Below are 12,650 nucleotides of genomic sequence, written 5' to 3'. Positions count from 1 at the left end.
CTGGTGAGATAGATTGGTACAGAATGTTGACATCCAAAGAAAACAAAGAATACATATTCGTTTTGGCTTTATGAAAAAGGACATGGTATTTACCATATCCTTTTTGCTGGCAATCGCAAGCTGTTTTGTGCAATTGCCAAAGCTCGAGTACATTAATTTCAATGTTATGGTTAGTTTGTTTAACCTGATGATTGCCATCAAGGCGCTTGAAGATCTGAAGGTGCTAGACAAATTTGCCATCACCATTTTAAATAAAAGTAATAACAGCCGAACGGTTTCATCCATTCTCATTGCCCTTTGCTTTGTTAGCTCCATGTTCGTGACAAACGATGTCGCTTTGCTTACGTTTGTTCCGCTGACCGTGATTATTAGCAAAAAGACGGGCATGCCTGTGTCAGAGACGATCATTCTTCAGACGATTGCAGCCAATATCGGCAGCAGCTTAACACCAATGGGAAATCCGCAAAATCTGTTTCTCTTTTCCCATTATGGGATTAAGCCTTTTGACTTTTTTGCGACCATTCTTTTTGTTGCCGCTGTTGGCATAGGTTTGTTGGTTATTTTTTCAATGAAACTACCAAAAAGCGAATTAAAGGTAGATCTTCCTTCTATTACTATCGCTAATCGGTATGAAGCATGGATATGGGGCACCGTATTAGTAGTGATTATCGCTTCGATATTTGGCCTCATCAGTCATACCATCTCATTGTTGATTACCGTTATGGCTGCGGTGATTTTAAATCGGAATCTATTAGTAAAAATTGATTATTTACTGCTCGTCACGTTTATTAGCTTTTTTGTTTTTATCGGAAATATTTCGAACACAGAAGCAATCCAAACTGTAGCGAGCACGGGGCTTCAGGATAGCACTTCTGTATTTTTTAGTTCGATTTTTCTAAGCCAGTTCGTCAGCAATGTTCCAGCATCGATTCTTCTCGCAAACTTTACAGACGAATGGCAGCCGCTATTGTTAGGGGTAAATGTTGGTGGACTTGGAACAATCGTCGCGTCACTGGCTAGTGTCATTTCTTATAAGCTATTTATTCAAGCAAAGCCAATGGAGTCGAAGAAATACTTGCTTACATTTAGTATTTATAATATCGCGTTTTTAATCATCCTTGCCGCCAGTCAGTATGTTATTTTTTCAATCCTATGAGAAATAATGAACAACACCTTGGGATATGGGGACAGCACGAGACTGCTGAAAAAAGTATTCAAATCAATTTTAAGCGCGAGTATATCACCCGGCATCATATCAATATGATAAGGATATTGTTTTTTTTTGAAGTCTGTCAGAAAGGCGCCTCGATTGCGACAGCCATAGTGGATTTCCAAGGAAGTCTGTTAGAAAGGCGCCTGGATTGTGACACCCATAATGCTTTTTCAGGAAGGTTCGTCAAAATAAGGCTTGTACCATTAAACCTATCGTAATAAACCAACAAATAATTAAGAAAGAGAGTCATTCAATTATTTTTCTTCTTCTTTTTTAATTTTTCTTCCGCTTTACTTTTGTTTTCATCCACTCTAAATTTTACAATCTGCCTAATTAATTCATAAGGGATGGGTTTTTCAATAGGAAATTGGACAGCACCTTTTGAGGTCTTATATCCCGATAATTCTTGTTTAAAAGTATTAATACCACTTGGAGTTGGGTAGAATCCAATATGGTTATTATATGCAGCAAAATGAACCAGATTTCCCTCTAATACAAAGGTAGGCATTCGGTAGCTAATTTTTTCCGTAGCATTTGGTGCTGATTCCTTTATTACTCTTCTTAACGTTTGTAGTATTTCTTGAGCCTCTTCAGAATATTGTAGGATATATTCATCAATCGAATTAGGAATATTGGTATCTTCCATAGTTTAGTATATCTCCTTATAAAAATTATATTTTATTCAATTTTAAACAGATTATTATTACAAGTAAATATACCTCTTCCGTTTCTAACCAAATGTTGGTTAATCAGCATGAAATAAGGGACCTTTTCTAATTCATTTGATCATAGTCCTTTCCTGCTTTCATATACTGTTTGGTATAGTGATTAAACTTTTGGATAATCTCCCCCATTTCTTCGGTGCGTTTATTTATCTCTATAATTTGTTCATTAAGGCTTTGTAAGTTAATGTTTTCATCTTTAAAATGTTGATAAAATGTATTCTGTAGTTTTAAGTTTTCAAGGTATTTTTCAAAAAAGCTATCAATCAATTTCTTTCGTTCATTCATAATCGTTAGCAGTTTTGTTGCTTGGTTCTTTTGATCTTCGTCTTTAATCTTTCTAATATGTTTTTCAATCCTTGATGACGTTGTATAAGCCTTTTTGAAATTTTCCTCTGCTTCCTCTACTAACTGTTGTTGTTTTTTCGTGTATGTATAGCCTTTTTCAATTTTTTGGTTCAAACTGTCTTTATCATTAATGTCAAGATTAATCAATTCAGTGTATATCAACCGCGCGTCATTTCTGAGTTCATTTAGTTCCGCTTGATTAGCAGCGAAATCATTTTCAAACACTACAGATTTCTCCATTATTTTTTGAATTTTGGCAGCTTGTTTTTGATCTGACTGACATCCATTCAAAATTAAAATAAAACTTATCAAAATCGCCAATGCGATTAGTAATCGTTTCTTCAAACATCGTTACCCCCTACAGCTAAAATAGAATTAGTTAACGGGACGACATCGCCCTTCGCATGAAAAGGTCAATGGCGTCATATCGTTAGTCAATATTTTCGTTTTATAGCCTTGTTCTTTAATATAAAATAGTAGTTTAGGCAAATGTTTTACTGTTTCTTGTGTATCATGAAGAAGGACCACAGGGGTCACACCTGATTTTTCCATTTTTTCTATACCTTGGATGGTTTGTTGAACAAATTGTTCATTATTGTATTTCCAGTCAAAGCTATCTACATTCCAATCCCAAACCTTAAAGTCATTTAGGTCAATAACATAACGCATAGCTTCTGTTAAGTAAGGGAAACTCCCATAAGGAAGACGGATCAGTTCAATACGTACGCCTGTTACTTCTTCCAATATCTCCTGACTCTCTAACATTTCTTCTGTTGGAGCAGATTGATTGCTATAAATCTGCTTTACATCATGCGTCATACCATGTAATCCAAGTCCAAATCCTTCCTTTTGCATTCGTTTTACTACTTCTGGATATTCTGCTATTCTAGGACCTACCATGAAAAAGGTTGCTTTCATCTGATAATCATCTAAGATGTCCAATAATTCGTCTGAAACAGTTGTTGGCCCATCATCAAATGTAAGATAAATGACATTTTCCTGTTGTTCCTTCTTCATTTGTTTGATCGCCGCTTTTTTTCTTGCCACTTCTTTCTTTTCGTTTTCCTTTTCAATGATCGATTGGCTTAATGTTGACTCGGCAAAAGCTGCCGCTGGCTCTGTAGAAAATGTTACCATTTCCAAAGTATCCTCAATATTAGTGTCATGATCATTTTCTGCTTTTTTTTCATCATTGCCAACCAATCCAGATAATAGGACAACCATAATGGTTAAAAGAACGGAAACCGCTATTTTCCCTCTAGTGTTTAACCGCCTGCGCCTACGCACTTTATATCCCCCCATTGCTAGATTTCTATCATTCTACAAATAAAATTATTTATCAACAAATTTCGCATTAAAGATATAATGATATAGTTCTACTACTTTGTATGCTATTTCTTCTATAAATTCTCAAACATAATCATTATGACAAACTATCAATTTAAGTTCAATTAAGAAGATTACTAAATATTGGAATTGAACAATTTCTATTCTTACTTCCCGCAACCTCATCACCATATTATTAGTCTACATTTTTTTGAAAAGCAGTTGACATGAAAGGTACGGCTTGCTGCCAACGCATATACCAATAAGATAAATTCTATTATTTTGGAAATATGAAAAAGCCTAATCTCACCATGTTTCTTATCGAGGAATTAGGCTTATAATTTTCCATTAACTCGTTTAGTAATTCTCTGGCTTGTATTAAAGACTAATTGCCTGGCAGTTGGATGCTGCGCCAGCCGATTACATCGCATTGACCATATTCATTATCACCAACAGCAACCACTGTGCCGTCCGCTTTAAGCCCGACGGTATGGGCACAACCCGCTGCAATCGCCACAATATCGCTCCATGCACTTACATTACATTGACCATACACATTCCAACCTACAGCTGCCACAGTACCGTCCGCTTTAAGGCCGATTGTATGATTACTACCCGCTGCAACCGTTACAATATCGCACCAGCCGCTGACATCGCATTGGCCATATTTATTATCACCCACAGCCGTCACCGTGCCGTTCGATTTAAGCCCGATTGTATGAAGATAACCCGCCGCTATTGCCACAATATCGCACCAGCCGCTGGCATTGCATTGGCGATACCGATTATTACCCACAGCAACCACTGTACCGTCCATTTTAAGCCCGATTGTATGCCAATCACCCGCCGCGACCGACACAATATCATGCCAACCGCTGACATTGCATTCACCTTCATTATTTCGGCCCACAGCTACCACCGTGCCATCCGATTTCAGCCCGACTGTACTGCGCCAACCCGCTGCGACTGTTACAATATCGCACCAGTCATTTACATCGCATTGGTTATGCTTATTCCAACCTACAGCCGTCACAGTACTGTCAGATTTAAGACCGATTGTATGAGCATTACCCGTGTTCGTTGCCATATGTACATTACCCGCCGCAACCGCCAGAATATCGCGCCAGCCGCTTATATCACATTGGCCATATTTATTATCACCTACAGCCGTCACCGTTCCGTCTGATTTAAGGCCAACGGTATGACGACGACCCGCCGCTATGGTAGCTTTAGGCCACCGTTTCACTTTTAACTCCGCTACTTTCGGTGAAATGTACATGGTTTACCTCCTCAAATTCAAATTTAAACAACCCTGCAGTTACCTGAAAAGTATATATTACATATCTTTATGATTTTAAAATAAAAATAAAAGAAACCTTAACTAGTGTTCCATAAACCTAATAGATCTAGAAGAGTTTATGAAAATGAGAAAGGAATTAAGATTGAAAAAAAGCACCTATTATTATTGGCTTAGTTTTAATCGCATTAATAATTGGCGGAGTATCATTTGTCAATCATTATAAGGAAAATAGGAAATGAAGCAGCAGAAATCGAAAAAAGCATAAGGAATCATGAATATAATGTACGGAATATTATTATAACCATAAGATGAATATTCCTGTCTTGATTTATTGCAGGGAACCAATGATAATGTCAGTGATAAAACGGATGATCTTCTTGGCTTAACACTTGTTATGGCAGATGATGAAACAAGACAGGATGAAGACTTTTTTCTTTGGCTATAAGCAGGATTGGAAATTAAGAATGAACTACCATCTACTTTAAAGAAGAATTTGAAAAATTGTTGAACCAATTTAAAGATACAGAAAAATATAGAGAGGCAAAGAATTTACATTTTATCGACTATGATGATCCTATAATTAAGAGACCTGAAATCGGCATGACTCCGGATGAAGTTCGTGAAATATGGGGCAATCCAATTGATATTTACCGAACAGAAACAAGGTATGGAATAAGCGAGCAATGGGTGTTTGCAGGATACAAATATGTTTACTTTGAGGATGGCTTTGTGACAGCCATTCAGGATTAATTCAATAATTGCTTGCTTCAATCTAATGCTTTAACTTAATAGGGAAAGCACAAAATAATAAAACCACTCACAACCATTAATATATCAATGGTTGTGAGTGGTTTCTTACTATGAATTTGCTTTTATCTAACTCTTCTATCTCTGACTGGCCCGAAAGCCTGCTTGTTCTGCTTCTTCCCGGCTGCAAAAGTATTTTTCACCTTTAGAAGTATCAATCTGAGTCACATCATAAAATTGCTGACCTGGCATGTGATAAATCTTGTCTCCACTCGAAGAAATATTGCCTTTGATCGTACAATCCCCTGTTGGCTGTTCGGCTGTTTGATTTTGGTTATTCGTTTCTGTTTGCGTCCCTTCAATGATTTCCTCATGAAATCCGTCCTCTTGGGCGTAGTTCTCCACACTCCAAATCCCAACGCCCTTCTCTTGAGCCTCTTTCTGAATTTCATAATATTGGTCAACATATTTGGTGTTTGGTACATATACATACGCTACTCTTGCTAATCCATTTCGCAGCAATTCTTCCTGTACACTCTTACCATCGACATATATGTAGTACAGCAGACGATTATACTTATCTCGATCACTGACATCCTTTTCAAGCTGAACCGTCTTCCCTTCTAACAGTTGATTTGTAAAAGCTTTCGCTTCTTGTCCGTAAGGCTGTTCACCAAGACGAGGGTGATTGGTTTCAGGCGTATCTACTAGTAAAAATCTGACTGCTTCGACTTGACCATTGATCCTTACCTTGATCGTATCACCGTCAGTGACAGACACCACTTCCGCATCAAACGTCTTTCGGTCTGATGGTGTTTCCGATTGGACTTTCGGTTCTTCCTCATTCACCTGCTCAGTATTTAAGGTGTTTGCTGTATTCGTTGTTGGTTCCTCTTGTTGCACGACTTCCTTAGTTGCTTGTTCTTTTTGAATGGTATTTAAGTCTTCACTCCCGCAACCAAACAAAAAAGTTATGGACAGCAAAAGAGACATTATCATTCTAATATTTTTCAATTTTTCACACTCCTTTGTTACTCAATCATCATAACATACTTTAAAAACTATGATTATATTAAAAAACAAAGAATCATCTAGTGAAATATTATGACTAATAAAAAAACGCAACCTTAGCGAAAACCGCCAAAGTTGCGTTAATTACGTTTAAGAATAAGTTCTTGAAAGTAACAGATCCTCTATTCATTTATTTTCATTTCACTCTGAATGATTTCTATAGCTTCTTCTAGCATCTCACTATTATTTCTTTTTAGTGCTTCTAATAACAGAATAACGTTATCGGCAGTTAGGAAAAAAGAGAGCTTTTCCAGCTTATGCTGAATGTTTTCTTCCTTTCTTATTTCCATCACCTTTTTTGTAAATGCTTCTCCACACTCTTCCAACAAATAAATATATTCATAGTCAGGGTCACCAATCTTCATGTCACCAAAATCAATGATTCCAGTTATTTCTTGCTTCTTTTTGTCAAATAATAAATGATCCAACGATAAATCGGCATGAAGGAGCTTAGGGGAGTATCTGAAATTTTCTTTATTTTCCAAGTATCTTTCAAATCGAAAAGAAATATATGTTTTCATTACTTGATCAATTTTAGGATAAACTTTTTCCTTCACCTCATGGAATAACTCTAAGTAATCTTGATGGAAGTTATTTACTCCTATATCTAAGTCCTTCGCCTGTTCTGCACAAAATGAACTGATCTGATCCATAAACTCAGCGATTTGATGAGCGATTTTTTTCTTGGTTCCCGATGATAATGAGTGAAAAAGTTGTTCATCCATCGGCTCTCCTGACAATATTTTGTAGCCGACAAAAGGATAACCATTATCTTGTTTCCCCCAATAAATAAATTCCGGTATATTTAGGGAAATATGTTTTTTTAGGGTCGGTAACGCCTTTATTTCTTTTTCTGTATCGATGGCTCCGTCCTCTTCCTTTGGAAATCGAAATACGAGGTCATGATTGATTAAGTATGCACGACTCTTCCACCCCTCGCCAAGTTTCGTAATATGATTACATGGCATGTTTTCAAAATTTTTCTTGATCATTTTTTTAACCCATTTAAATTCATCGCTTTCGGTACTTATTTTCATCTTTTTAAACCCCTTTATAATAGGACTCTTTCATTTAAAAGATATTCGCTCCAAATTTTTAAAAAAATTGCACACTTCCAAATTCTAATCTTTTTAATCTATGCTGCAGAATGTAGAAGTAGGAAGAAAAACTGAAGTTGATTATTTAGCTAGAACAGTAATTGAGGTAGGCAGAAATTACGGTGTACCAACGCCAATTATATATAAGATCATTCACTTTATGAAAGAATTCCAACCTACCATCAGTAAAATTAATGAAACTTTCATGGCCTACTTCATGGATTAAACGAAGAATATATTAAAGTGAAAATTAGAAATTTGACCTGAATATGCTCCACCTATTTCAATAGTCTTTCGTTATTTTTAAGCATCAAAAAAATAAAAATCCACCAAAATCCATATAAATACAGGTTTTGGATGGATTTTACTTTTAAATTGAAATTTTTCTATCTTTATCTTATTGCTTTTCTAATTTTAGGAGCTACTTCTGATGCTAATAATTCAATATTTTTCACTACCCTATTAAAAGGTAATCCTCCAATATCTACTTGTGCAAGAAAACGTGTATGGCCAAATAACTCATGTTGTTGAAGAACTTTATCAACAATTTGTTCGGGGCTTCCTACAAACAATGCAGTTTCTGGACCGGCCATTTGTTCAAATTCTTCCCTAGATATTTTTCTTCCAAATCCACGTTGACGATTTACGTAGTACCAATAGTTCCAGTAATACGGATAGAACTCATCCTTTGCCTGCTGAGTCGTCTCGGCAATAAAGACATGTCCTGTAACACCTATTTTCAATGCTTCTATTGAATGGCCTGCTTCCGTTCCTGCTTGACGGTAAATGTCAACAAGCTGTTTAAAACGTCTTGGATTTCCACCCAAAATAGCTAAAGCCATTCCCACTCCGAATCGGCCAGCACGTACTGCGCTCTCAGGTGTACCACCAACACCAATCCAAATAGGGATTTGATCATGGATGGGTCTTGGAGAAATTTCAGCATTATTTAATGGCGGACGAAACTTTCCTGACCACGTAAGTTTTTCATTTTTATTCAGCTGTATAAGCAAATCCATATGTTCTGTAAAAAGATCATCATAATCTTTTGTGCTGTATCCGAAAAGAGGGAAAGATTCGATAAATGCTCCCCTCCCTGCTAAGATTTCAGCACGTCCATTCGAAATCAAATCTAAAGTAGCAAAATCCTCAAATAAGCGAACAGGGTCAAGTGTACTTAATACACTTGTCGTACTGGTTAATTTAATGTTTTTTGTCGCATAAGCAATTGCGGCCAGTACTACCGCAGGAGATGAAACAGCATAATCGAGTCGATGATGTTCCCCTACCCCAAAGACATCTAGTCCAGACTTATCAGCAAGCTGTGCAGCTTTAATGATTTCTTCCATTCTCTGCTTGGCACTTACCGTATTTCCTGTGAGCGGATCTGGTCCTATATCTGCAAGTGTATAAACCCCGATTTCAAATTCATTGATAATTCCTTGATTCAATATGATTTCCTCCCAACTTAAACAGCTAGCTCGATCGTATTTCCGGAAGGATCATGGGTGATAAATATATTATTTTCTTCCGAAACTGCAGCTCCAACTTTTTGCAAAGTATCGATCGCTTCTTGGCGTGCTTCCTCGTTTGCAAAAATAAGTGTAAAAGATTTAAGTCCTACACTATTTTTAAGTGGTTTTGGCACTCCAATCCCATTCCATATATTAACGGCAACATGATGATGGTACTTTTCATTGGAAAAGAATAGTGCCTGACCAGCATATCGATTCACCACATCAAAACCAAGTCCTTTCACATAAAATTCTTCCGTCTTTACTAATTTTGCCACATGTAAATGGATATGCCCCATTACTGTTCCCTCTGGCATTCCTTCCCAAGACTTACCGGCTACTTGACTAGTTAGCAAATTCTCAATATCAAGTGGGATCGTTGTCATCTCAACTTCATTACCTACCCAACTCCATCCAGAAGGATCTCGGTCTGCATAAATTTCAATTCCGTTTCCATCTGGATCATTTAAATACAAGGCTTCACTTACTAGATGATCTGAAGCAGCAAATCGGATTCCATTTACCCTAAAATGAATCACAATATTAGCCAATTCTGATCTTTTCGGTAAAAGGATAGCAAAATGATACAAGCCTGATGTTCTGCCTTGTTTTGGTATGACATTTTCAGGATGTTCTAATGACAGAATACTTGTTTTCCCATCAGTTGTAAGCTTTGCTGATGACGTTGTTTGTTCTAGAATACTGAAACCAAGAACATCTTCATAAAATTTTATTGAGCGATCTAAATTTTCTACTTTAATTTTGACATGCCCCACAAATATAGTTGGTTTAGTATGAAATCCCATGACATCCTCCTAGAATTCATTCTTCCTATGATTGATATAATTTCCACTCTAAAGAAATTCATGTTTGGTCAACAAAACAAAACATTTGGATATCGTTAATCCTGCAATTTGACAGTTAACTAGACAGTGAACGCTTTTCAGTAATCGTTAATTATTTTATTAAGTACTTACAAGGGAAGGAACCACAAATTAATTTATTGGGGTTCCAAATAATGAAACTCATTCAATATTTTTTGAGTCAATCAAATAAAACTTCTATACTTTTTGAAGAACGAGGAAATCTAAACGGTGATCCTTCATCTACTCAAAAGTTTTCATGTGGTAATATAAAACGCATTGAAAGCTAAATTTAGAAAGTTAAGCCGCTTCAAAAGAAATGGAAACCCCTGTCAACATTTAACATTTGGTGGTCAACATAATGAAAGTAGTAGCAATCGTAGGAAGTATTTTCGTAAGGATTCATATAATTTAAAACTGGTAAAACACGTTCAAAAACGTGATGCAGATCAATTTGAAGTTGAAATTTTAGACTTAGCACCGCTGCCAATGTACCACCAAGATATCCAATTAGATGCACCCAAGAAGTTCTTGATTTCAAAGCGAAAGTCAAAGAAGCTGATGCTGTTCCTTGGGTAACACCTGAATACAATGCAACTATACCGGGTGTTTTAGGAAATGCAATTGACTGGTTAAGCCGAGTAGAGAAAGTAATGAATGGAAAACCATCTATTATTATGGGTTCTTCAATGGGTATTTAAATTCAGTAAAAGCACAGATGCACCTAAGAGATATCTTATTCGCAGTTGGATTTAATTCTCCAGTCTTTGATGGAAATGAAGTATATGTAGGTGCAGTACATGAAAAAATTGACGTTGAAGGAAACTTAACAGATGAAGCAACTATCGCCTTTTTAGATTGTGTCATTGCAAACTTCCAAGTATAGATGAAACTATACATTTAATTTAACAGACAGGGCTGTCCCATAAGGGGTCTAGCATCCACAATCAATCTATATTCAGTGCAATTTACGCTAAGTTATAATAGAAAATGTGTCGTAGTGCCTGACACCTTTGCTTTTGGGACGACCCTGTTTTTAAAAGGAGAATTTAATTAAATGATAACTATCAAAACTTATGTTAAAATTTTACATTTAAAAGTGGTGTCCATGTAAAAAATTGTTCATGATAGCACCAATGACATCCTTTTCTGCTGACGAGGATGACTATGTATCACTAATGATTAATCACTTTCTCATACCACTCTTGCTGATACTATTTGCTATTTCATGATATGTCTGTTATTCTTAAGAAGAATTATTTTTGTTCTTTTTCAGATTGAGAATAGATTTTGGTTTTCGTCTAAGGTATTTGAGCAAGGATAGTAAAACAATGTGTGGAGACTCACACGAGGAGGCAACAATTATGGAACAAGGTAAAGTTAAGTGGTTTAATGCAGAAAAAGGTTTTGGATTCATCGAACGTGAAGCAGGAGAAGACGTATTCGTACATTTCTCAGCAATCCAAGGCGAAGGCTTCAAATCTTTAGACGAAGGTCAAAGTGTAACTTTTGAAGTGGAACAAGGTCAACGCGGCCCACAAGCTACAAACGTTCAAAAAGCTTAATAATAGCAGATGGCAGACCCTTATAGGGTCTGTTTTTTTGCTTATCTAATCCGTGGTCCACAGTAACCGATTATCCCATTGATATATTCCTCTTAACTACACAACCATGCAATAGTTGCACATATACTAAATCGTTATTTCTACATATCTGCCCCATAAAAAAGGGTGATCACCTTATTTATGGAATACGCCCTATACTAAATATTGAAAATGAGAATTAGAATAATTATTTTTCAGTTACTATATTTCCCATTGAAATCGATAATCTATTCCAACTGTTAATTTGATTGATGATTAAGACAAGGTCAACATACTGTTTCTCATCATAGTGTTCACGTACTCGTTGATAAAGCTCATCTGGAACACGTTTTGATGGGATTAATGTCACGTGCTCTGCTAATTCTAAAGCCACCTTTTCCGCGTCTGTATAGAATTCACATTCCTGCCAAGCACTAACACAATATATTCTTTGTTCTGTTTCACCCATTTTTCTTGCATCTGCTGTGTGCATATTCAAACAAAATGCACAGCCATTAATCTGAGAAACGCGAATTTTAATAAGCTCACGAAGTTTTCGATCAATTGCGGCCGTTTTCGTGTATTTTTCCATATCCATCATAATTTTCATACCATCAGGGGCGATTTCATAGTAAGAAACTCTTTGGCTCATAAGCAAGACTCCTTTAATTTAGTATAAGACTATTATAACCTAACAGGAACATCCGTACTATTTTTATAATGGGGTTATCCCCTCAATCCGACCCTTAAAACAGACGCATTTCTTGAATAACGAAAGTATGAAAGTTTGAAAAGAACACTTTACTAAAACCACATGTAAAAATCCTTTTTACTCTAACTCGATACGTAATTTTGAAATATCCTTC

13 protein-coding genes and 1 pseudogene are annotated in these 12,650 nt (G+C 36.3%); 5 read left to right on the top strand and 9 right to left on the bottom strand.

Features of this window, described 5'->3' with window-relative positions; genetic code table 11:
* The first annotated feature begins 13 nt into the window (after window positions 1–13).
* A complete protein-coding gene (locus R4Z09_RS14380; RefSeq protein ID WP_338452943.1) occupies window positions 14–1,156 on the top strand; it encodes an SLC13 family permease in 1,143 nt (380 codons plus the stop codon).
* Between the two features lie 307 nt (window positions 1,157–1,463).
* Here the strand turns inward: R4Z09_RS14380 and R4Z09_RS14375 are convergent, their stop codons facing one another.
* The 4 genes from R4Z09_RS14375 to R4Z09_RS14360 form a co-directional block, all read right to left on the bottom strand.
* Window positions 1,464–1,859: an iron chaperone gene (locus tag R4Z09_RS14375; protein ID WP_338452942.1), complete on the bottom strand. Its 396-nt coding sequence runs from the start codon at window positions 1,857–1,859 to the stop codon at window positions 1,464–1,466.
* A 127-nt stretch (window positions 1,860–1,986) separates the two neighbouring features.
* Window positions 1,987–2,628: a YkyA family protein gene (locus tag R4Z09_RS14370; RefSeq protein WP_338452941.1), complete on the bottom strand. Its 642-nt coding sequence runs from the start codon at window positions 2,626–2,628 to the stop codon at window positions 1,987–1,989.
* Between the two features lie 30 nt (window positions 2,629–2,658).
* Window positions 2,659–3,570 (bottom strand): polysaccharide deacetylase family protein, encoded by a 912-nt coding sequence (locus tag R4Z09_RS14365; protein ID WP_338452940.1) that lies wholly within the window; start codon window positions 3,568–3,570, stop codon window positions 2,659–2,661.
* A gap of 424 nt (window positions 3,571–3,994) precedes the next feature.
* Window positions 3,995–4,888, bottom strand: a complete 894-nt coding sequence (locus tag R4Z09_RS14360; protein ID WP_338452939.1) for a chromosome condensation regulator — start codon at window positions 4,886–4,888, stop codon at window positions 3,995–3,997.
* Window positions 4,889–5,410: 522 nt separating this feature from the next.
* Here R4Z09_RS14360 and R4Z09_RS14355 point away from each other — a divergent pair.
* Window positions 5,411–5,659: a hypothetical protein gene (locus R4Z09_RS14355; RefSeq protein WP_338452938.1), complete on the top strand. Its 249-nt coding sequence runs from the start codon at window positions 5,411–5,413 to the stop codon at window positions 5,657–5,659.
* Between the two features lie 135 nt (window positions 5,660–5,794).
* On the opposite strand, the gene R4Z09_RS14350 is transcribed toward R4Z09_RS14355, so the two are convergent.
* Together R4Z09_RS14350 and R4Z09_RS14345 are read right to left on the bottom strand one after the other, a co-directional pair.
* Window positions 5,795–6,670, bottom strand: coding sequence for a thermonuclease family protein (locus R4Z09_RS14350; RefSeq protein WP_338452937.1), 876 nt, complete (start codon window positions 6,668–6,670; stop codon window positions 5,795–5,797).
* Between the two features lie 179 nt (window positions 6,671–6,849).
* Window positions 6,850–7,764: an aminoglycoside phosphotransferase family protein gene (locus R4Z09_RS14345; protein WP_338452936.1), complete on the bottom strand. Its 915-nt coding sequence runs from the start codon at window positions 7,762–7,764 to the stop codon at window positions 6,850–6,852.
* A gap of 100 nt (window positions 7,765–7,864) precedes the next feature.
* Between R4Z09_RS14345 and R4Z09_RS14340 the strand changes: the two genes are divergently transcribed.
* Window positions 7,865–8,050 carry a ketopantoate reductase family protein gene (locus R4Z09_RS14340; protein ID WP_338452935.1) on the top strand — a complete coding sequence of 62 codons (186 nt, stop codon included), beginning with the start codon at window positions 7,865–7,867 and terminating at the stop codon, window positions 8,048–8,050.
* Between the two features lie 166 nt (window positions 8,051–8,216).
* Here the strand turns inward: R4Z09_RS14340 and R4Z09_RS14335 are convergent, their stop codons facing one another.
* Window positions 8,217–9,275 carry an LLM class flavin-dependent oxidoreductase gene (locus tag R4Z09_RS14335; protein WP_338452934.1) on the bottom strand — a complete coding sequence of 353 codons (1,059 nt, stop codon included), beginning with the start codon at window positions 9,273–9,275 and terminating at the stop codon, window positions 8,217–8,219.
* Window positions 9,276–9,292: 17 nt separating this feature from the next.
* On the bottom strand, window positions 9,293–10,144 hold the full coding sequence (locus R4Z09_RS14330; RefSeq protein ID WP_338452933.1) for a VOC family protein: 852 nt from the start codon (window positions 10,142–10,144) through the stop codon (window positions 9,293–9,295).
* 418 nt (window positions 10,145–10,562) lie between these two features.
* Here R4Z09_RS14330 and R4Z09_RS14325 point away from each other — a divergent pair.
* Window positions 10,563–11,087 (top strand): annotated as a pseudogene (locus R4Z09_RS14325) (NADPH-dependent FMN reductase).
* Window positions 11,088–11,565: 478 nt separating this feature from the next.
* Window positions 11,566–11,766 (top strand): cold-shock protein, encoded by a 201-nt coding sequence (locus R4Z09_RS14320; RefSeq protein ID WP_338452932.1) that lies wholly within the window; start codon window positions 11,566–11,568, stop codon window positions 11,764–11,766.
* 226 nt (window positions 11,767–11,992) lie between these two features.
* On the opposite strand, the gene R4Z09_RS14315 is transcribed toward R4Z09_RS14320, so the two are convergent.
* Window positions 11,993–12,436: a carboxymuconolactone decarboxylase family protein gene (locus tag R4Z09_RS14315; RefSeq protein ID WP_338452931.1), complete on the bottom strand. Its 444-nt coding sequence runs from the start codon at window positions 12,434–12,436 to the stop codon at window positions 11,993–11,995.
* Window positions 12,437–12,650: the final 214 nt, after the last annotated feature.

This window comes from Niallia oryzisoli, assembly GCF_036670025.1.
Classification (GTDB): domain Bacteria; phylum Bacillota; class Bacilli; order Bacillales; family Cytobacillaceae; genus Bacillus_BD; species Bacillus_BD oryzisoli.
The sequence above is the reverse complement of the archived record's forward strand: the minus strand, read 5'-3'. Positions and strand labels throughout refer to the sequence as shown.